22 protein-coding genes are annotated in these 20582 nt (G+C 64.2%); 11 read left to right on the forward strand and 11 right to left on the reverse strand.

What is annotated here, in order from left to right:
• Positions 1–49: 49 nt before the first annotated feature.
• A complete protein-coding gene (locus SO180_RS26060) occupies positions 50–490 on the forward strand; it encodes a hypothetical protein (RefSeq protein ID WP_449381693.1) in 441 nt (146 codons plus the stop codon).
• Between the two features lie 3 nt (positions 491–493).
• Here the strand turns inward: SO180_RS26060 and SO180_RS26065 are convergent, their stop codons facing one another.
• Positions 494–1036: a DUF1993 domain-containing protein gene (locus tag SO180_RS26065; RefSeq protein ID WP_449381694.1), complete on the reverse strand. Its 543-nt coding sequence runs from the start codon at positions 1034–1036 to the stop codon at positions 494–496.
• A 59-nt stretch (positions 1037–1095) separates the two neighbouring features.
• Here SO180_RS26065 and SO180_RS26070 point away from each other — a divergent pair, with 59 nt between their 5' ends.
• Together SO180_RS26070 and SO180_RS26075 are read left to right on the forward strand one after the other, a co-directional pair.
• Entirely contained in the window at positions 1096–1881 is a 786-nt protein-coding gene (locus tag SO180_RS26070) for a transporter substrate-binding domain-containing protein (RefSeq protein WP_449381695.1), read from the forward strand.
• 178 nt (positions 1882–2059) lie between these two features.
• Positions 2060–3010: a DUF2147 domain-containing protein gene (locus SO180_RS26075; RefSeq protein ID WP_449381696.1), complete on the forward strand. Its 951-nt coding sequence runs from the start codon at positions 2060–2062 to the stop codon at positions 3008–3010.
• 127 nt (positions 3011–3137) lie between these two features.
• Here the strand turns inward: SO180_RS26075 and SO180_RS26080 are convergent, their stop codons facing one another.
• On the reverse strand, positions 3138–3950 hold the full coding sequence (locus tag SO180_RS26080; protein WP_449381697.1) for a class I SAM-dependent methyltransferase: 813 nt from the start codon (positions 3948–3950) through the stop codon (positions 3138–3140).
• Between the two features lie 195 nt (positions 3951–4145).
• Here SO180_RS26080 and SO180_RS26085 point away from each other — a divergent pair, with 195 nt between their 5' ends.
• From SO180_RS26085 to SO180_RS26100, 4 genes are all read left to right on the forward strand, one after another.
• Positions 4146–4502 carry a hypothetical protein gene (locus tag SO180_RS26085; protein WP_449381698.1) on the forward strand — a complete coding sequence of 119 codons (357 nt, stop codon included), beginning with the start codon at positions 4146–4148 and terminating at the stop codon, positions 4500–4502.
• Between the two features lie 239 nt (positions 4503–4741).
• Entirely contained in the window at positions 4742–5917 is a 1176-nt protein-coding gene (locus tag SO180_RS26090; protein WP_449381699.1) for a TAXI family TRAP transporter solute-binding subunit, read from the forward strand.
• A 21-nt stretch (positions 5918–5938) separates the two neighbouring features.
• Entirely contained in the window at positions 5939–6520 is a 582-nt protein-coding gene (locus tag SO180_RS26095) for a hypothetical protein (RefSeq protein WP_449381700.1), read from the forward strand.
• 245 nt (positions 6521–6765) lie between these two features.
• Entirely contained in the window at positions 6766–6951 is a 186-nt protein-coding gene (locus tag SO180_RS26100) for a hypothetical protein (protein WP_449381701.1), read from the forward strand.
• Between the two features lie 132 nt (positions 6952–7083).
• Here the strand turns inward: SO180_RS26100 and SO180_RS26105 are convergent, their stop codons facing one another.
• On the reverse strand, positions 7084–7488 hold the full coding sequence (locus SO180_RS26105) for a (R)-mandelonitrile lyase (protein ID WP_449381702.1): 405 nt from the start codon (positions 7486–7488) through the stop codon (positions 7084–7086).
• A gap of 17 nt (positions 7489–7505) precedes the next feature.
• Positions 7506–8204, reverse strand: coding sequence for a ribonuclease activity regulator RraA (locus tag SO180_RS26110; protein ID WP_036012452.1), 699 nt, complete (start codon positions 8202–8204; stop codon positions 7506–7508).
• A gap of 231 nt (positions 8205–8435) precedes the next feature.
• Between SO180_RS26110 and pxpB the strand changes: the two genes are divergently transcribed.
• Genes pxpB through SO180_RS26125 form a run of 3 tightly spaced genes read left to right on the forward strand, consistent with a single transcriptional unit; the run spans position 8436 to position 10996 of the window.
• Positions 8436–9167, forward strand: coding sequence for a 5-oxoprolinase subunit PxpB (gene pxpB / locus SO180_RS26115; RefSeq protein WP_449381703.1), 732 nt, complete (start codon positions 8436–8438; stop codon positions 9165–9167).
• Positions 9164–10201: a 5-oxoprolinase subunit C family protein gene (locus SO180_RS26120; protein ID WP_449381704.1), complete on the forward strand. Its 1038-nt coding sequence runs from the start codon at positions 9164–9166 to the stop codon at positions 10199–10201. The genes pxpB and SO180_RS26120 overlap by 4 nt, the downstream gene beginning before the upstream one ends.
• 24 nt (positions 10202–10225) lie before the next feature.
• Positions 10226–10996, forward strand: coding sequence for a LamB/YcsF family protein (locus tag SO180_RS26125; protein WP_449381705.1), 771 nt, complete (start codon positions 10226–10228; stop codon positions 10994–10996).
• A gap of 107 nt (positions 10997–11103) precedes the next feature.
• Here the strand turns inward: SO180_RS26125 and SO180_RS26130 are convergent, their stop codons facing one another.
• The 6 genes from SO180_RS26130 to SO180_RS26155 form a co-directional block, all read right to left on the reverse strand.
• Complete coding sequence (locus SO180_RS26130; protein ID WP_449381706.1) at positions 11104–11256, reverse strand: hypothetical protein; 153 nt, start codon at positions 11254–11256, stop codon at positions 11104–11106.
• Between the two features lie 187 nt (positions 11257–11443).
• Positions 11444–13060 (reverse strand): sulfite reductase subunit alpha, encoded by a 1617-nt coding sequence (locus SO180_RS26135; protein WP_449381707.1) that lies wholly within the window; start codon positions 13058–13060, stop codon positions 11444–11446.
• On the reverse strand, positions 13057–14838 hold the full coding sequence (locus SO180_RS26140) for a NirA family protein (RefSeq protein WP_449381708.1): 1782 nt from the start codon (positions 14836–14838) through the stop codon (positions 13057–13059). Before SO180_RS26140 ends, SO180_RS26135 begins: the two co-directional genes overlap by 4 nt.
• 13 nt (positions 14839–14851) lie before the next feature.
• On the reverse strand, positions 14852–15682 hold the full coding sequence (locus SO180_RS26145; RefSeq protein WP_449381709.1) for a formate/nitrite transporter family protein: 831 nt from the start codon (positions 15680–15682) through the stop codon (positions 14852–14854).
• Positions 15683–16028: 346 nt separating this feature from the next.
• Entirely contained in the window at positions 16029–17198 is a 1170-nt protein-coding gene (locus tag SO180_RS26150; protein WP_449381710.1) for a CmpA/NrtA family ABC transporter substrate-binding protein, read from the reverse strand.
• Positions 17195–17785 (reverse strand): ANTAR domain-containing response regulator, encoded by a 591-nt coding sequence (locus SO180_RS26155; protein ID WP_449381711.1) that lies wholly within the window; start codon positions 17783–17785, stop codon positions 17195–17197. The genes SO180_RS26150 and SO180_RS26155 overlap by 4 nt, the downstream gene beginning before the upstream one ends.
• 112 nt (positions 17786–17897) lie before the next feature.
• Here SO180_RS26155 and rimO point away from each other — a divergent pair, with 112 nt between their 5' ends.
• Entirely contained in the window at positions 17898–19223 is a 1326-nt protein-coding gene (rimO, locus tag SO180_RS26160) for a 30S ribosomal protein S12 methylthiotransferase RimO (protein ID WP_449381712.1), read from the forward strand.
• Between the two features lie 23 nt (positions 19224–19246).
• Here rimO and SO180_RS26165 read toward each other — a convergent pair whose 3' ends face one another.
• Positions 19247–20509 carry a methyl-accepting chemotaxis protein gene (locus SO180_RS26165; RefSeq protein ID WP_449381713.1) on the reverse strand — a complete coding sequence of 421 codons (1263 nt, stop codon included), beginning with the start codon at positions 20507–20509 and terminating at the stop codon, positions 19247–19249.
• Between the last annotated feature and the right edge of the window lie 73 nt (positions 20510–20582).

The following is a 20582-nucleotide window of genomic DNA, read 5'->3' on the forward strand; positions in this document are numbered from 1 at the left end:
ACCGGTCGTGGGACGGAATTGCCGGCGCGTCCTCTTGGAGGATGACCCCTTGTCAGACATCGACCCGACCGACCACGCGCTGGCGACGATCGCCAGCATTCTCGAACACCCCGAGGCCCGGCCCGAGACTGAGAAGTTCGCGAGCGTCGACGAGCATCCGAGTGCCGACGAGGATCTGGTCGTCGACGAGCAGCCGCTCGTGCCGGAGCACCCGGCCGACGCCGACGGCTACAGCAAGCTCGGCCCCGGGCCGATGGCGGCACTGCGGTTCAAATGGACCGTGCAGCGCGGCGACGAGGGTCTCTACTACGTTCACGAGACCATCGGCGAGTATTCCACGCCTGTGGTCAGCGGACCGATGTCGGGCGAAGCCGCGGTGCGGTTCGTCGATGAGCGCGAGAGCGAAGCGCATCGCCGCTTCGAGGTCCTGCGCGACGAGATCGCTAACCGCAGCTCGGTCGCCGACATCGTACGGAAAGGTGAGGCGTAGGCCTCACCTTCTTCCCAAAAAATCCTTCTTCACGAGATCGACGCCGGCGTGCCGCAGGATGTCGTAGGCGGTCGTGACGTGGAAGAAGAATTGCGGGACCGAGAAGGTCAGAAGCAGCGAGCGCCCGGTGAAGGGCAGCTCGGCGCCGCTTTTCAGGCGGAAGGCGACGTCCTTTTCGCCTGCGGCATCGATCTCGGCCTGCGGCAGGCTCTCGACGAAATCGATCGCGGCCGCGATGCGCCGCTGCAGCTCCGCAAGATCAGGCTTGGCATCGGCAAACGTGATCGGCTCATGCCCGGCAAGCAGCGCGGGCCCGACCACGGCATGGCGGACCGCCTCGCCCACCTGCTGCGCCAGATCGTACATGTTCGGATAGAGCCGCATGCCCAGCAGGATGGCCGGATCGATCTTGCGCACCTCGGCGTAAGCGGCGGCCTTGTCGAGCAGCCCGGACAGGTTGCGCAGGAACGGCACGAACATGCCGACCGAAGCCTCGTGGAGAGAGAGCGTCACCTCAAGAAATTCCTTCTCGCAGTTTGCGGACATCTGGTCTAAATCCGCAGGTTCAAGAGCAACATGACAGCTCATGCGAGGGTAGGAAAGAGATGATCGTTCGACGACTGGCGGCGCTGGCTGCGGCGGTGGTGATAGGCTTTGCGGCCCATGCACAGGAGACAACGTCCCCTTCCCGCCTCGACGAGATCATCAAGCGCGGCACGCTGCGCGTCGGCATGACCGGCGACTACAGGCCCTTCACCTCTCTCGACAAGACCACGCAGAAATTCAGCGGCTTCGACGTCGACATGGCCGAAGCGCTGGGCAAGGCGCTCGGCGTCAAAGTGGAGTACGTCCAGACCGCCTGGCCCAAGCTGATGAAGGACTTTGAGGCCGATCAGTTCGACATCGCGATGGGCGGTGTCTCCATCACCTTCGACCGCCAGAAGAAGGGCCTGTTCTCGACGCCCATCATGCGTGAGGGCAAGACGCCGATTGCGCGCTGCGCGGATGTCGGCAAGTACCAGACGCTCGCCGATATCGACAAGAAGGGTACGCGCGTCATCGTCAATCCCGGCGGCACCAACGAGCGCTTCGCGCGGGCCAACATCAAGGACGCCGACATCGAGGTCTTCCCGGACAACACCGCGATCTTCGACGAGATCGCCAAGGGTCATGCCGACCTGATGATGACGGACGCCTCGGAGACGCGCTACCAGCAGAAGCAGCATCAGGGTGTGCTCTGCGCAGTGCATCCGGACAAGCCGTTCGATTTCTCGGAGAAGGCCTACTGGCTCCAGCGCGACGTCGCGCTGAAGGCCTTCGTCGACCAGTGGCTGCACGTCTCTATGGAGGACGGCAGCTACCAGAAAATTTATGGCGCCTGGTTCGACTAGAACGCGGCGCCTGTCCGCATTTTGGCGGCCCGCCGGTCAAACCTTGAACCGAGTTGGCGGGCATTGAACCAAGATCGAAGGGAGTACGACTCATAGCTGGAAAGTGATCTGGATCACGTTTCGCCACGGGGCCGCGGCGTAAGGGTCGATACGGGGAGCACCTGCTCAGGAGATTGCAATGAAAAAGCTGTTGGCGATGGCCGCATTTCTTTTGGCGAGCACGGCCGCGCAAGCGCAATACACCTTCGAGTATGGCGGCCGCACCATCCGGATCGACCCCGATCGCGGCACGGTGCAGATCCCAGGGGTCTACGACAACACCGGCCAGGGCAAGGCGAGGAAGGCCAAGAACGACACGAAGAACGACGCCAAGACGGACACCAAGAACGCTCCCAAGGCGGACACGAAGCCGCCCCAACAGGCCAAGGTCGATCCGCAGCCGCCGGCCAATCCTGCGCCCGCGCCGGCTCCCGTGACACCGCCTCCGGCGGCCGAGCAGACGCCCGCGGCAGCGCCAGCTCCAGCAGCAGCCGTACCGCCTCCGGCGCCACCCACCCCGCCTGCACCGCCACCCGCCACGACCGCCAACAACGCGCCGGCTGCAACCGCCGTTGCGCCTCCGCCGGCTCCACCATCGCCGCCCGCCCCGGCCCAGCAGGACGCCGCTCCCGCGGTGACACCGCCGCCTGCTCCGCCAGCCACCGTCGCGGTTGCTCCGCCTGCACCTCCGGCTCCGGCTCCGGCCCCGCCGCCGGCGCCCGCTCCGCCTCCCGTTCAGGCGACGGCCGCTCCAGCTCCGACGACAGCGCCTACGCCCACGCGCGACCTCAATTCGCCGCTCGGCATCTGGCTCACCGAGGAGAAGGAAGGCAAGGTCCGCATCGAGCAGTGCGGCAACAATCTCTGTGGCTACTCGGTCGATGCCAAATCGGACCAGAACGGCGAGCAGATCCTGATCAACATGAAGCCGGTCCAGGGCCAGAAATGGACCGGCCGGATCGTCGATCCCAACACCGGCTCGACCTATGATTCCACCATCGCGATGCGCGGCACCGATCGCCTGCGCGTACAGGGCTGCGCCTTCGGCGGCATGTTCTGCGGCGGCCAGACGTGGACGCGCGTGAACTAGTTCACATCCGTCTAGCTAAAGCGCGATGAGATTGGGATGAATCGTCATCGCGCTTTGGGGCGTTGTTTGGGCATGATCTCCGCGCAATCGCGAGGGAATACCGCTTCACACTTTTCCGGATCATGCCTTAGGACGTCGCCTCGATCACGTGCGCCTGGATCTTTGCGGAGATCTCGCCCTCGCCATGTCGCGCTGCAATTTTCTTTGCCGCGTGAGCAGTAGCAGCCTCCAGCGCGTCGGGACGTCTCGCCTCGATTTCGTTGCGGAGTGGCGTACCCTGACAGTAGCTCATCGCCACATGCCGCGCTGAGATGGATCGGCTTTCATCCGACCGTGTTTGAACTGCCACCTCTGAAAACCCTGCGTCCTGCAAATCGCGGTGGATCGTGGCGGTGTCGTGATAGCCATGCGGCGTGCGCGCCAGGAAGCGCGGCGGATCGTCCGGGAAGAACTCGGCCAGCGCGTCGGTGACGTCTCCGGCAAAGACGTTGTCCTCGACCCTGTCCCAGACGCTGAAGATGAAAATCCCTCTCGGCCTCAGCACGCGCCGCGCCTCCCGGTAGGCCTTGACCCGATCCGGGAAGAACATCGCGCCGAACTGGCAGCACACGACGTCGAACGAGCTGTCGGGGAACGGGAGCACCTGCGCGTCGGCCTGGCGCCAGCTGACGCGCGCATCGGCACCTTGCCGAAGTTTTGCATGCTCGAGCATCGGCTGATTGAGATCGGTCACGACGTAAGTCGCATCGGGCGGCAGAACGGCTGCGACGGCGCGTGTAACCACGCCGCTTCCCGCCGCCGTCTCCAGTACGGCCTTTGGCGAGCGCACGGCAACGCGGCGCGCCATGTCGTCGGCATAGCTCTGGAAAATCAGCGGAACCATATAGCGGTCGTAATTTTCCGGGACCGCGCCGGCAAACACCTTGTCGGATTCAGGCATCCTTTCGTCCTCCGCGAAAAGCCTTTCGGGTCGCAGGCAGCAGGCCATGAAGGCGGCGCCTTGTCACGTCGCGCTGCACAGCAGGCCGCAGCGTGCGCAAGGTCACGCCCCGCAGAACCGGCGTGATAGCCCTCACATCGGCGCGCTCGACCACCGTGGCAGGTTCCCAGAACGTTCAACTCATAGGGGCAAGCCATGAATCATTTTAGCAAAGGACTTTTGACCAGCATCCTCGTCATTGCCCTGCCGTATGGGCAGGCACGCGCTGCGACCGGCAGCTTCGACGGCACCTGGAATGTGCGGATCACGTCAACGAGCGAAGCCTGCGGCAACGGCTCGACGGTCGCCATCGGCATCACCAACGGTCAGATCGCCTCCGGCAGCGCCGCGGTGAGTGCATCGGGCAGCGTCGCACAGGCAGGTAAGATCAGCGTCCTCTTGAGTAGCGGCATCAAGCGCGCCGCGGGCTTTGGCCACCTCGCCGGCACCTCAGGCTCAGGCACCTGGCACGGCACAATGTGCACGGGCACGTGGACGGCGGAAAAAATCTAGGACGGCAACGCTCGCCCGACGGGTGGCAATCAATCGCGGTTCGCCAATGGTGGACAGACATCCCAGGGAACGTCGCTCTGATCGGTGCGTTGAGAAGCCCAAGCAAACCCACTCCAGCCTGTCGCGCGACGGATGGGCCGAGTGCGATTTGCCGGCTAGACAAGGGCGCGCCAAAGCTGGCGCGCTGACGCCGCGAACAGGCTTGAACAATGAGGGTCTGCGGAGCTATGCGGGCCGGTTTGTTCATCGCATTCATTGCAGCGGCCTGGCTCGGCGGACAGGTCCAGACGTCCCTCGCACAAAGCCGGCCATCCGTTTCCCCCAGCGACGCGTCGAAGACGTCTCTGTCGAAGATGTCTCCGCGGAAGGAAAATGCCCCCAGGAAGGAAGCCGCAAACTCTGATCCGCACACGACAGGATTTGTAACCGGCGCGGCGCAGAGCACCGAGTTCGCCATCGCTCAGGACCTTGCTACCACCCTGGCCAGCGGCCAGGAGACCGGCCCTCACGGGGAGGTCGCATTGCGGGTGCTGCCAATGGTGGGAAACGGTGGCATTCGCAACATCATCGACATACTCAGCCTGGCAGGCGCCGATATTGCGATCGCCCCCGTCCCATTGGCCGATCGTCTCCGAGAGTCAGGAACGCTCGGAGATATCCGCAACAAGCTTGTCTACGTCACCCCACTGTTTGTCGAAGAGTTCCACCTCCTCGCGCGGCCCGAGATCCAGAGCCTGTCGGATCTCGCGGGAAAGCCTGTCAATCTCGGCGAAGAAGGCAGCGCTGGCGCCGTCCTCGGTCGCGAGGTGCTCAACTATCTGGAGGTGAAGGTCAGCGAATCTAACCTGGCTTTGGACGCAGCACTGGAGGGAATGCGGAAGGGGCAAATCTCCGCCGCCTTGCTGGTGTCGGGCAAGCCGGTCAGCTTCCTCGCGCGATACGCGCAAGATGATGGCCTTCACTTTCTGTCCATCCCCTATTCGAAGGCGATGCTGGAGCGTGAGTTTCTGCCCTCGACCCTCCGCCACGAAGATTACCCAGACCTCATCGGCGTCTCTGATAATGTCGACACCATCGCGATCAAATGCGCGCTTTTCGCTTACAACTGGCCGGCGCGCAGCGAGCGGTTTCCGCTGGTGGAACTGTTTGTGCAGACGCTGTTCTCGCGATTTCCTGAATTTCTTGGCGACGGTCATCACCCGAAGTGGCGAGAGGTGAACCTGACGGCGCTGCTTCCTGGTTGGAGGCGATTTCAACCAGCGGAGCGCTGGCTCCAGCAGCAATCCGGCGGAGAGGCCGCGCTTCGCAAGGCGTTCGGTCGTTTCCTCGAGCAAAAGCCGATCAGCAATCCGCCGGACCGCGAACAACTGTTCCAGGACTTTATGCGGTGGCGAGAACGCCAGCAGGGCCGATGACCCAAGCACCGGGAGGTCTTGATGCGCAATTTACTGGTGGCCGCAGCCTTGGCCACGTTGCTTGCATTGATCGCCGACGTGAGGCGGCCGGCGGCGCAACTTTTTCCATTCGAGCTTCCGGATCCGCAGACGCTCGCTCCCGTGCCATCAACCGACAATGCCGGGAAAGCCAGGGCGGTAACTCGTCCAGACGGCAAACCACATGCTCGCCCGGACGAAAAACGACATGGAAGACTCTACGTCGCTCCCGCACGGCCAAATCAGCGGAGGATCGCCGAAAAGAAGGGATACAAGCGCGTCAGCGATCTCGTGAACTTCCCGAAGTTCTTTCCCGGCCTGGGCATCCTCTTTGTCAAACCCGACACTCTGCCGCTAGGTCCTTTCCTCTGCTTTGATCGCAGGGATCGCCTGGTGGCGAGCGTGTATATGGTGCCCATCAAGGATATCGACGATCACAAGTCGTTGGAGGCGCCCGGCTTCGCTGGAACAGTTGACCACGTCAGCATCTACTTCAATCCGGGGCATCCTGGAGTGGACGTGCCGCATTACCACCTCGTGATCTGGCACGTGAGCAAGAAGGAGGAAGCGCGCGTCGCCAAGTGACGCACAGCTTTGCGTTTGCTCATGGAAAAAGTGCTTGCCTATGCGATCTCGGGTTTCATCGTGTGCTTTGGCGTCTGGATCTTCGTTGCCGGCCTAAGCACCAGCGCACCCGCGCTGTGGTCGTGCGCGGCCTTCTTGCCCACCGCAATCGGACTTTGGAGCGCTTTCGGGGATATCTAGAGATAGTCCGGCCGGAACCAGAACGCGCCTGCGACCTTGGTTCTTGGGTGGCGAGATCTTATCCGATGGACCTTACCGCAACCGAGCGCGATTTCCTGAGACGGCTGGCTTCCCAAGCCTGGATCAGCACGCCGCTGTTCGACCACGAAATCGTCGCCCGACTTATCGAACTCGGGCTCGTTGAGACCGAACCACTGGCTTCAGGCGAGGTCGAATACCGGATCACCGACGCGGGCCGCGATGTCCTGTGAATTCGGTGGTGCAGCCCGAAGTGTTGCGACGCGGAGTGGAATCTAGTCAGCTTGATGCTCTCGCGGGTCTGTGCCCCGGATTGGCAACGCATCGCTGACGCGCTGCGTTGCCGCCGGGGCGCGAGACCGTGGCTAACCCACCGGTGCCGAATATTCCGCGTCGGTGACCGGCTCCAACCAGGTCGAGTACACGCCGTCGAGCGCTTCCTGCATGGCGATGTGGGTCATGCCGTTGGTGGGCGAAGCGCCGTGCCAATGCAATTCCCCCGGCGGAATCCAGACGGTGTCGCCGGGGCGGATTTCCCTGATCGGGCCGCCCTTGGCCTGGACGCGGCCGACGCCGGAGATGACGTAGAGCGTCTGCCCGAGTGGATGGTGATGCCAGTTGGTGCGCGCGCCGGGCTCGAACGAGACGCGCGAGCAGTTCAGCCGCGCCGGCGCAGGCGCCATGATGACGGGGTCCTGCAACACCGTGCCGGTGAAGTTCTCCTTGGGCGCGCGGCGGGTCGGTCGCGTGCCTGCGACGTGGATTTCCATGGGTGCCTCTCTTCCTGTTACTTCTTGCTCGCGGCGTAGCGCGCCTTGGTCTCGGCGTTCATGGGGTAGAGGCCCGGCAGCACGGCGCCGTTGTTCACCTCGTTGACGATCCAGGCTTCCATTCGCTCCTGCTCGACGCCCTCATTGAGCACATGGTCGAGCATCGCCTGCGGGATCAGCACGCAGCCGTCCTGGTCGGCGACGACGATGTCGTTCGGAAACACCGCAACGCCGCCACAGCCGATCGGCTCGCCCCAGCCAACGAAGGTCAGGCCCGCGACCGACGGTGGCGCGGCGTAGCCATCGCACCACACCGGAAGATTGGTGCCGAGCACGCCCTCGACGTCACGCACGACACCGTCGGTGACGAGCGCGGTGACGCCGCGCTTGACCATGCGCGCGCAGAGGATGTCGCCGAAGATGCCGGCATCGGTGATGCCCATGGCGTCGACCACGGCGATGCACCCCTCCGGCATCGCCTCGATCGCGGTGCGGGTCGAGATCGGAGAGGACCAGGATTCCGGCGTCGCCAGATCCTCGCGCGCCGGCACGAAGCGCAGCGTGAACGCCGGGCCGACCAACCGCGGCAACCCCGGGCGCAGCGGACGCGCGCCGCGCATCCAGACATTGCGCAGGCCCTTCTTCAGCAGGACCGTGGTGATGGTGGCAGTGGTGATGCCGGCAAGGGTCTTGCGGGCTTCGGGGGATAGCGACATGGACGAGAACGAGCTCCGGGTGGGAAAGAAGCTGCGCATCTTGCGAGGCGCAGGCCTGCCGTCAAGGGCCAAGGCGAAGCGGCGCAGGGCTGTTATGCGACGCGATAACAAGGCTTTATCGCTTGGCGCTGAATTAATTTATTGGACTTGCAGGCGCATTTACGCGAAGCAAAGGGCAGCGGGAACCAAAGGAGTCTCCCGCGATTTCCAAAGGGCCGATTTCGACAGCTCATGGCCGCGACGCTTCCCCCGCCCCGCCTTCTGCCCAGCGGCGACAGTGCCGTCACGGTCGAGTTCAGCCGGACCATCGACGACGCGGCCAATCAGCGCGTGTTGGCGCTCGACCGGGCGCTCACCGAAGCCGGCATCGACGGCGTCACCGAGGCGGTCCCGACTTATCGCTCGCTGCTGGTGCACTACGATCCCGGCCGGATCGCCTTTGATGCACTGAGCGAAAAGCTGCTTGCGCTTGCAAGCCAGCCGCGGCCGCGCTCGGCAAAAGCGCGCCGCTGGCGCATTCCCGTGGCCTATGGCGGCGAGCACGGCATCGATCTCGAGGATGTCGCCAAGACGCTGAACACCACACCCGACGACATCGTGGCCCGCCATATCGCCGGCGACTATCGCGTCGCCATGATCGGCTTCACCCCGGGCTGGTCCTATCTCAGCGGCCTCGAAAAATCCCTGCACATGTCGCGGCGGCAGAATCCGCGACTCTTGACGCCCGCCGGAACGATCGCGATCGGCGGCGTTCAAACCGGCGTGCAATGCCTGGCCGGTCCCAGCGGCTGGCACCTGTTGGGGCGCACCCCCGTGCGGACCTATCAGCTCCACCGGAATCCCACCTTCCTCACCGAACCCGGTGATCGCGTGACGTTTTTTGCCATCGACCCTAAGACCTTTGCGGAGCAGGACTGCGCCGCCGAAGCGGGCGAGATCATTGCGGAGCTGACGACGTCATGAGTCGGCTCATTGTCGCCAGCATCGGCCCGGCCAGCTCCGTCCAGGACGGCGGACGGCCGGGCTCGCAGCGCTATGGCCTCACGCCGAGCGGCGCGATGGACCGGCTGGCGCTGGCGACCGCCAACTGCCTGGTCGGCAACGATCTGTTCGCGGCCGCTGTCGAGATCGGCCCGTTCGGCGTCTCATTCATCGCGCGCGACGGTGCGGTGCGCGTCGCGCTCGCGGGCGCCCCGCGCAATGCGGATATCGCCGGCAAGCCTGTGGCGAACGAGACCTCGATGACGCTGAAGGATGGCGAGACGCTGACGCTCGGCTTCGCCCGCGGTGGCGCGTTCAGCTATCTCGCGATCGAAGGGGCTGTCCGAGGCGAGCCCGTGTTCGGCAGCCTCGCAGTGAACGCCCGCGCCGGGCTCGGCAGCCCCTACCCGCGCCCGCTCCAGGCTGGCGACGAGTTCGGCGTCGCGGTCGCAAGCGGCGGGCCTGAGCAGCGGATCGAATTGCCGAAGCCAACGAGCGGTCCGATCCGCGTCGTGCTGGGGCCGCAGGACGACGAATTCGATGACGCCAACAAGGCGCTGTTCCTGTCGAGCGACTGGAAGATCTCCGCGACCTCGGACCGCATGGGTTACCGGCTCGAAGGCCCGGTGATCAAACATCTCCACGGCCACAACATCGTCTCCGACGGCACGGTCAATGGCAGCATCCAGGTGCCGGGCAACGGCGCGCCGATCGTCCTGATGATGGACCGCGGCACCAGCGGCGGCTATCCGAAGATCGCAACGGTCATCTCCGCCGATCTCGGCCGCCTCGCCCAGACCTCTGCCGGCACCGCGTTCCGCTTCAAGGCGATCAGCATGACCGAAGCGCAGGACGAGGCCCGGAAATTCGCGCAGCTCCTGCGCCGCCTGCCCGATCGGTTACGCGCGGCGGACACCGTGGAGCTCAACATCGATGCCCTGCACGATGCTAATGTCGCGGGCTACGCGGTGAACGCTGTCGATGCCGGGACGTGGCAGGTTTCGGCGGAGTCGTAACGGAACCAGAGGTGGAGAGCACCCATGACGACGATCGATCTCAACTGCGACCTCGGTGAGGGATTTGGCGCTTGGGAGATGGGCAACGACGCCGCGATGCTCGAGCTTGCGACATCGGTCAACGTCGCCTGCGGCTTCCATGCCGGCGATCCCGACATCATGCGGCGGACGGTTGAGCTCGCGAAGGCGCGCGGTGTCTCGATCGGCGCGCATCCCGGCTATCGCGACCTGCACGGCTTTGGCCGGCATCCGATCCTCGGGCTGAAATCGTCCGAGATCGAAAACCTCGTCGCCTACCAGATCGGCGCGCTCCAGGCCATCGCGACCGCGGCCGGCCACAAGGTCACGCATGTGAAAGCGCATGGCGCGCTCTCCAACGTCGCATGCGAGGACGACATGACCGCAAAGGCGATCGCAGCCGGGATCAAGGCCGTCGACCCCTCGCTGATCTTTGTTGTGCTTGCCAACTCGAAGCTGGTGAAGGCCGGCGAGGACGCGAACCTGCCGATGGTGCACGAGGTGTTCGCCGACCGCGCCTATGAGGACGACGGCAACCTGGTCTCGCGCAAGAAGGCCGGCGCGGTGTTGCACGATGCCAAGGCGATCGCCGATCGCGTCGTGCGCATGGTGCAGGACGGCGCCGTGATCTCGGTCACCGGCAAGGTCATCAAGATGCGGATGGATACGGTGTGCATCCACGGCGACACGCAAGGCGCGGTTGATATCGCGCGCAATCTGCGTCAGGCGTTGAAGGATGCGGGGATTGCGGTAGCGCCATTCAAGCGCGCCGCGTGAGCCTTGCTCGGTGCCGCAGGGTGGGCAAAGCAAAGCTGCCCACCTCTTCTGTCTCATGACCGGAAGGATGGTGGGCACGGCGCAAGTGCGCCTTTGCTCACCCAAAATCAGAACGGGTGCACCGACAGTGTGCCGAAGATGATGGCCGCGATGACCGCAAAGGCGCTGTAGAGCGCCACATGGTGCATGCTCGCCCCGGTCCGCCGGGAGAGCGAGCGCGCGTAAAAATGCAGCCTCGCTTCCGCCGATAGTTCGCGCATGGTCGATCTCCAACGCCCCATTTGCGGAGATATGAAGGAGCAATCGCGGCGTCGGACAAGATGGTGGCGGAAATAGCGACGGCGGTTCTCTTCAGAACCGCCGTCGTAGAGTAAAATTCTCTTCACCCATGGGTTCCGAGAATCTTATTCGCTCAACCTTTAAGCCAATGGAACCGGTTCCTGCACGCTAATAGACATCCGCCTGGAACCTGCCCTTCTTCTTGAGGTCGGCAACGAAGCTCACGGCCTCGTCCGTGGAACGTGCGCCGAATTGGGCGACGATGTCGACCAGCGCACGCTCGACGTCCTTGGCCATGCGCTTGGCATCGCCACAGATGTAGAGATGCGCGCCTTCGGCCAGCCACGTCCAGACCTCGCGGCCGAGCTCGCGCATGCGATCCTGCACGTAAAACTTCTTCTCGCCGTCGCGCGACCAGGCGAGCGACAGACGCGTTAACAAGCCCGCCGTCTTCAGCGCGTTGAGCTCGTCGCGATAGAAGAAATCGCAGTCGCTGCGCTGGTGGCCGAAAAACAGCCAGTTCTTGCCCGGCGCGCCGGTCGCCTTGCGGTCGAGCAGGAAGGCGCGGAACGGTGCAACGCCGGTGCCGGGACCGACCATGATGATCGGCGTCTTCGGATCCTGCGGCAGCGCAAAGCCGTGCGCCTTCTGCACATAGACCTTCAGTTTCTCGCCTTCGGTGATGCGCTCGCCGAGGAAGGTCGACGCGACGCCGAGGCGCTTGCGCTTGCCGATGACGTAACGCACGGAATCGACGGTCAGCGACAGCTTTCCGGGCGACGCATTGTGCGAGGACGAGATCGAGTAGAGCCGCGGCTGCAAGGGCTCCAGCGCTTCGACGAAGGCTTCGGGATGCGGTCGGCAGCCGGAGAATTTTTGCAGCGCTGCCATGACGTCGAGCGTTGCGGCATCGCCATCGGGATCCTCACCCTGCGCCAACGCCCGTGCCTTCTCGCGCTGCGCGCCGCCGGTGATGAAAGAAAGCAGCTCGAACAGCTTGTCCGGCGCCGGCGACAGCGAGACGTCCTCGACCAACGCCTCGCGCAGCGTCTTGCCGTTGACCTGCGTGGTGTGGGAGGCGCCAAGCAGCGCGATTATCTGGTCGACCAGGCCGAGGTCGTTGCGCGCAAACACGCCGAAGGAATCGCCGACGACATAGTCGAGCTTGCTGTCGGAGAGATCGAACTCGATGTGATAGGTCTCCTTCTCCGAGCCCTGCTTGTTGAGGAGGCGTCGCGACAGGAATACGGCTTCAGCCGGATTTTCGCGGGCGCGACCCAGCTCGGCCTTTACTTCGGGCGCAGCCGGTGCGGCCGCTGCCGGCGATGCACCGCCCCCAGGAGGTTTCGCTGCCGGCGCCTTGTCCAGCTCCTCAAAGAGCTGCTTCAGCATCCGCGCGGTGTCCTTGCCGCCTGGAGCGCAGAGGTTGAGACGGGCTTCGCTCTTCTTGGCGATGGCGTTGGAATAGTCGGCACAATTGTAGCCGCACTGGCCGCAATCCTGCTGCGCCATCGCCGCCATCATGCGGCGGCGGAGCGGACGCCCTTCCGCAAGCTTCATGCGATCGCCGATTGGCATCGCCGGATCGTGCCAGGGCGCCTCGCCGTCATCGCCATCGCCCTGGGGCGCGAGCACCGCACCGTTTTCGGCCGGCGACAGCGGCGTCGAGCCGTCGAGGCCGAACATGCCCACGAGAAATCCATTCAGCCACAGCCGCTGCCCTTCGCTGAAAGGCGCGTTCGGCGGGATGATCTCGAGTTTCGGTGGGACAGGCATCTGGGTCATGCTGTTGCTTCCGCTCCGGCCAGTTTGCGCAGGGCTTCGCCGTCATGGCGACGAGAGAAGGTAAGGAACGTTTCTTCCGGCGAGGCGCGGTTGGCGAGATAGGCCTTCAAGAGACCCTCGACGAGCCTGGGCGCGTCCTCGGCCTTCACGTCGTGATAGACCTCCTGCCCGATATCGGCATCGGGACCGAAGCCGCCACCGGTGAAGAGGTGATAACCCTCAACCGTGTCCTCCTCCGTGGCGCCCGGCACCTTGGCCGCGATCAGGCCGATGTCGGAAATGTAGTGCTGCGCGCAGGAGTGGTGGCAACCGGTGAGATGGATGTTGAGCGGCGTGTCCAGCTTCACTCGCTCATCGCACCAGTCCCCGATCGCGGCAGCGTGGCGCTTGGTATCGGAGGCGGCGAACTTGCAGCCGGCATTGCCGGTGCAGGCGATCAGGCCGGCGCGGACTTGAGAGACCTGCGTGGCGAGGCCGAGCTTCTCGATGGCCGCGGTCACCAGCGCCACGTTCTCGTCCTGGACGCCCGAGATCAGAAAGTTCTGCCAGACGGTCAGGCGGATATCGCCGTCGCCGAGATCCTGGGCGATCTTGCCTATGCCGCGCATCTGCTCGCAGGTGAGCTTGCCGACCGGAAGCGCGACACCGACCCAGTTGTGACCCGCCTGCTTCTGCTTGTGCACCCCAATATGGGCCATGCGATCGAAAGCCGGACGCGGTGCGATCGCATCCGACGGCACGCGCGTGAACGGTTTCTTCAGCCGTTCCTCCACGAGCTTGAGAAACTGATCGTGCCCCATATTGTCGAGCACATATTTCAGCCGCGCCTTGGTGCGGTTGGTGCGGTCGCCATGCTCGATGAAGACGCGCACGATGGCGTCGGCAACTGCAGTGGCGTCCTCGGGACGAACGACGATGTCAGAATATTTTGCGAAATCCCTGTGGCCGGTGATGCCGCCGATGCCGAGCCGGAACCAGACGCCCGCGTCGACGCCAAAGCCGTCCTTCACCTCGACCGCGGAGAACGCGATGTCGTTGGTCTCTTCCAGCACCGCGATGCGGCCCGCGCCGTCGAAGGCGACGTTGAATTTGCGCGGCAAGCCGTAGAGCGAGCGGTCGTTGAGGATGTGGTAGTGCCATTCGCGCGCGTAAGCGCGCGTGTCGATCAGCTCCTGCGGATCGATGCCAGCGGTCGGCGTGCCCGTGACGTTGCGGATGTTGTCCGCGCCGGAACCGCGCGAGCATAGGCCGATGTCCTGGATGCCCTCGATGAGCGCGACCGCGTTCTTCGGCTCGATCTCACGGATCTGGAAGTTGGCGCGCGTGGTCACGTGGGTGTAACCGCCACCATAGGCTTCGGCGAGATCGGCAAGGCCCGAGAGCTGCCAGTGCTTCAGGATACCGTTCGGAATGCGCAGGCGCGCCATGTAGGAGGTCTGCGCCGGCGCGACCCAGAAGATGCCGTAGTAGCGCCAGCGGAAATTGTCCGCCGGCGTCGGATTTGCGTTGTTACGCGCCTGGTCCTTCAGCCGCTCATACCCGTCGAAGGGATGCAGCTCCCGCTTGAACTTCTCCTGGTCGGCGAGCTTCTTGCCCGCCGCAGTGAGCTTGTCCTGCGCCTTGATGGCGGCGGCATCGGGACCGGTCGGCTCCGAGGGCGCGCCGCCAGCGACAAAGGCGCGGCCGACACGTCCGACCTGGAGGCCGGACATGAAGCCTTCGAGATAGCGCTTCTGCTCGTCGGAGAAGTCGGCCGTGGGTGCTGTGTCGAGTTTCATGGGGTAACGGGACCTACTCTGCTGGCTGAACCGCGACCTGCGCCACTTCGGCTGCCGGCTTCGCGGGCTTGTACGTTGCGTAGAGGGCAAGGCCGGTGAAGACAAAGCCGCCGACGAGATTGCCGAGCGTCACGGGAATCTGATTCCAGAGCCACCAGTCGGTGACGGACACTTTCGCGCCGAGCAGCATTCCGGTCGGGATAACGAACATGTTGACGACGGCGTGCTCGAAGCCGAGCGCGAAGAACAGGAAGATCGGCAGCCAGGTCGCCGCGATCTTGCCGACTGTCGAAGTCGAGGTCATCGCCATGACGACGCCGAGGCAGACCAGCCAGTTGCAGAGAATCGCCTTGACGAAGACGGAGACCATGCCGGCGGTGCCGATCGCGGCATTGCCGATCGTCTTGGCTTCCGCCACCGCAACGATGCGTGCGGCGACGCCGGCGACCTCGACCTTGCCCATGTTGGTGAGCGAGATCGCAATCAGGGCACCGAAGGCGAGGCTGCCGAGCAGATTGGCGACGAAGACCCAAGACCAGTTGGCGATCACCGCATTCCAGGTGGCTTTGCCCTCGAGCCGGGCGAGCGGCACGATGGCGAAGCTGCCGGTGACGAGTTCGAGCCCGAGCAGAACGATCATCACGAGGCTGACGGGAAAGATGAGTGCGCCGACGATCGGCTGGCCGGTGGTCACCGCGCCGGTGAGGGCGAGGGTCGTGGCGGCACCAAGCAATGCTCCCGAGATCGCGCCTCGGATCAGGAGGTCGCGCGGCCCGAGCGCAAGCTTCTTCAAGCTGGCATCGACCATCGAGGCCACAACATCAGAGGGTTTTGAATAATCCATATCGAAGCTCCAGCACCGCGCAGGGCGGCCACAACGGGTTGAAACGACGTTGATCGCTGGGAGCACGATTTCAGGCGCACGTGGCCTGGCCGGAACCCGGGGCGATCCGATCAGCCTCGTTGCTGCGGAAATCCATCATGGACTTGGAGCCGCCGGCTTCCACGCCGGTCGGCTTACTCCTCCTATTCAAGGAGTGTGCCAACGCAGCATAATTCTGGAATTCGAGCAAAATCAGTTGGTTACATTTGGGTGCACTGCATGAAATGGATCAGCATTCATGCTGCTTCAGGCAGCAATGGCCCAAAGTTTAAGCTTCGAATCGTGGCGCCTAATGTTTGAGCAGGATCTAACGGACGCGGTGCGTAACCTCGAAGGAGGCGAGATACCCGGCCAGATCTTCGGGGTCAAAGGCCGGTCCAGCGAAGGCCCCGAACGAGCTGGCCGAGGCCTCCTTGCCGCCTCCCCCGGCGTCCACTGCGGCGTCATAGAGGTCAGGCCGAAACACCCCCATGGCCGTCTTCAGCGCCGCCTCGCTCAGCGCGGTCTGCCCCCAGCGTACCATCTGCGCATAGAGCCAGGCGGCTTGGACTGGGTCGGGGCGCCCTGCCCCCTCACGGCCGACCAGGAGATAGCGGCCGCTTTCGCGCAGGGTGCCGTCAGGCGCGATCTTCAGCCGGCCATCGAGGGTCCGCTGAATGACCTGGGCATCGACGCCGATCCGCTCCGGCTGCGCCAGGATGCGCGCGGCCTCGTTGCGGTTGTCGGGATGCTCAATGAAGGCTGCGGCCTTCTCCGCCGCGCGCACCAGCGCGGCCACCACATCCGGATTCTTCTCCGACCAGGTCTGGCGCATGGCCAGCACCTTCTCCGCGGCACGGACCAGGATGTCGGAGGAGAAATGCAGGATATGGCCGATGCCGAGATCGACCGCGACCGAATTCCAGGGCGCGCCGACGCAGAACGCATCGACATGGCCGTTGGCGAGGCTGTCGACCATGTAGGGTGGCGGCAGCACCACGAGACGCACGTCCTCGTCGGGATCGACGCCGGCCGCCGCCATCCAGAACCTGAGCTGGTAGTTATGGGTCGAGAATGGGAAGGTCATGCCAAAGGTCAGCGGCTCAGCCCCTGCCTGGCGCCGTTTCGCCACCACGCGCGAGAGCGCTTTGGCGGTCGCCATCGGATCGAAGCGGTCGCCGTCGATCTGCTCCATCAGCGCGGCATGCAGCGCGGGCGAGATAGTGATGGCATTGCCATTGATGCCAAGGTTGAAGGGGGCTGCGATCGGCACCTTGACGTGGCCAAGCCCGAGCGAGGACGCGATCGCGACGGGCGCGAGCAGATGCGCTGCATCGAACAGTCCGATATTGAGCTTGTCGCGGACGTTGGACCAGGAGACCTCGCGCACCAGCTCGACCTCGAGCCCTTCGGCCGCGGTAAACCCCTTGTCGACGGCAACGATCAGCGCTGCGGCATCGACCAGCGGGATGAACCCTATGCGGAGCGGTCCGGTCATTTCAGCATCTCCGACGCGGTGATGATCGACTGGGCGATCTCGCCGATCTTCTTCTTCTCGCGCATCGCGGTGGAGCGCATCAGCACATAGGCCTCGTCTTCGGTCAGGCCCTTCACCCGCATCAATATGCCCTTGGCACGCTCGATGACCTTGCGGTCCTCGAGCTGCGACTTGGTGCGCTCCAGCTCCTCCTGGAGTTTCGCGAAGGCGTTGAAGCGGGACACGCAGAGGTCGAGGATCGGCTTGATGCGCTCTTTCTTCAGCCCGTCGACGATGTAGGCCGATACCCCCGCCTCCACGGAGGCCTGGATCGAGGCCGAATCACTCTGGTCGACGAACATCGCGATCGGCCGGCGAACGGCGCGGCTGACCTGGAACATCTGTTCCAGGACGTCGCGACTGGGGTTTTCCAGATCGATCAGGATGATATCGGGGTCAACGGCATAGATGCGCGCCAACAGGCTCTGCATCTCCCTGATATGAACGACCTGGGTGAAGCCCGCCTCCCGCAACCCCTCCTCGAGGATCGCGGCCCGGATCGGGCTTTCGTCGACAATCACAATTTTAGGCGACTGTTCGGCGCTCATCGCTCACTCACCACCCGGCGAGGCATCCATAGCACGCCGGAGCCCCATGCAAAGGGTTGTAATTGTGGGCAATTAGGACTAGCTGCAGGCGGTCAATCAGGCAGATTTAGGTATGGATCAGACGGCTGCGCCCAAGGTCAGCTTCGTTTCGCTCGGGTGCCCCAAGGCATTGGTGGATTCCGAGCGCATCATCACGCGCCTGCGCGCCGAGGGCTACGAGCTCGCCCGCAAGCATGACGGGGCCGATATCGTCATCGTCAACACCTGCGGCTTCCTCGACAGCGCCAAGCAGGAATCGCTTTCGGCGATCGGCGAGGCCATGGCCGAGAACGGCAAGGTGATCGTGACCGGCTGCATGGGCGCCGAGCCCGAGCAGATCGAGCAGGCCTATCCCGGCGTGCTGTCGATTACGGGGCCGCAGCAATACGAATCCGTGCTCGATGCCGTGCACCGGGCGCTGCCGCCGGCGCACAATCCGCATCTCGACCTGGTGCCGCCGCAGGGCATCAAGCTGACGCCGCGCCACTACGCCTATTTGAAGATCTCCGAGGGCTGCAACAACCGCTGCACCTTCTGCATCATCCCGAAGCTGCGCGGCGACCTGGTGTCCCGCCCCGCCAATGACGTGCTGCGCGAAGCCGAGCGGCTGGTCGGCGCCGGCGTCAAGGAGCTGCTCGTCATCTCGCAGGACACATCGGCCTATGGCGTCGACGTGAAGTATGCCGAGAGCCAGTGGAAGGACCGCCAGGTCCGCGCCAGATTCCTCGACCTCGCGCGCGAGCTCGGCGAGTTCGGGGCCTGGGTGCGGCTGCAATATGTCTACCCCTACCCGCATGTCGACGAGGTCATCGCGCTGATGACCGAGGGCAAGGTGCTGCCCTATCTCGACATCCCCTTTCAGCACGCGAGCCCAGACGTCCTCAAAGCGATGAAGCGGCCGGCGGCGCAGGACAAGACGCTGGCGCGGATCAAGCGCTGGCGTGAGGAATCTCCCGATCTCGCTTTGCGTTCGACCTTCATCGTCGGCTTCCCCGGCGAGACCGATTCGGACTTCGCCTATCTGCTCGACTGGCTCGATGAAGCCGAGATCGATCGCGTCGGCTGCTTCAAATACGAGCCGGTCGCGGGTGCAACCTCCAACGCGCTGCCCGGCGCCGTGCCGGATGAGGTAAAGCAGGAGCGCTATAACGCGCTGATGGCGCGCCAGCAGAAGATTTCGGCACGACGGCTCAAGCGCAAGGTCGGCACGCGCCAGCAGGTCATCATCGACGAGGTTGGCCCGACCGTTGCGAAGGGTCGCTCCAGGTCGGACGCGCCGGAGATCGACGGCGCCGTTTATCTGTCGAGCCGCCGTCCCTTGCGCGTCGGCGAGATCGTCACCGCCAAGATCGAGCGCGCCGACGCCTACGATCTGCACGGCAGCGTCGCCGGATTTTGATCTTCACCCGAGCGCGCCCCGCGTTACGCGGCGCGCACGGCTTTCAGGAACCCGGCCACCTTGTCGCGCAGCGCAACTGCATGTCGTGACAATTCACCGGCAGCTCCGAGCATGTCATTGGCAGCAGTGCCCGTGGCATCGATCGTGCGCGTGACGGCATTGATATTTGCGGAGACGCCGCTGGTGCCTGCCGCCGCTTGGCTCACGGAGCGCGCGATCTCCTGCGTCGCATGACCTTGCTGCTCGACGGCAATGGCAATCGTCTTGCCGATATCGCTGATCTGTCCAATCGTGCCGCCAATTCCCTGGATGGCCGCAACAGTATCGTCCGTTGCACGTTGCATGGCGCTGATATGAGCGCTGATCTCTTCGGTCGCCTTGGCGGTCTGGCTGGACAGGCTCTTGACCTCGGCAGCGACGACCGCGAAACCGCGACCGGCATCACCGGCTCGCGCCGCCTCGATCGTGGCGTTCAAGGCCAGAAGATTGGTCTGGCTTGCGATCGCATTGATCATCTCGGTGACCGCTCCGATCTTGGCCGCTGCCTCCGACAGGCTCTTCACGAGATCATTGGTGCGTGCGGACGCCTCCACCGCTTCGGCAGCAATGTTCGAGGAGGTCGTGACCTGGCGGTTGATCTCGGCAACCGAGCTCGACAGCTCTTCGGTCGCACCAGCCACCGACTGAACATTGGTCGATGCCTCGGATGATGCAGCTGCGACGGTCGAAACGCGTTGCGCAGCGTTCTCGGCAGTCGAGCTGAGCGAGCCCGCCGTCACCTCTACGTCCTTGGCAGCCGACGACACGGCATTGGCAATGGAGCCGATGGTTTCCTCGAATTCGCCGGCAAGGTTGGCGATGGCGCGCTTCTTCTCTTCCCGCGCGGCAATCAGCTCCGATAAGTCCCGCCGATAGCTGATGACGACGGGCTGGCCATCGATCTCTGCGGGAACGAGCGTGACCTGCACCGGGACCATCTGCCCATCCGCGCGGCGCGTGATCCATTCGAAGCGGGCGTGGCCGTCCTTCATCGCCCGCGCAAGCGTCTCCTTGACGTACTCCGACGAGCGGCGGCCATCCGCCTGGAATTCGGGAGCCATATCGGCCGGCGAGCGCGACAACAGATCGGCCTTGCTGCGATAGCCGCCGAATCTGACCGCGGCCTCGTTACAGGCGATGATCTTGGGTCCCGCCAGCACCATGATCGCATCGACCGAACGTTCGAAAATTGCTTGCCAGATCTGGCCGTCGCGACCCTGGCTTGTCTGCCGCCCGAAGAATCTCATCCGCTCCCCCCAATTCGAAGCGGGCCAGTGAATAGCAAGAGAATATTGACCAAAAGCTTAATGGTCGCGAGCC

This window comes from Bradyrhizobium sp. UFLA05-112 (assembly GCF_053572325.1).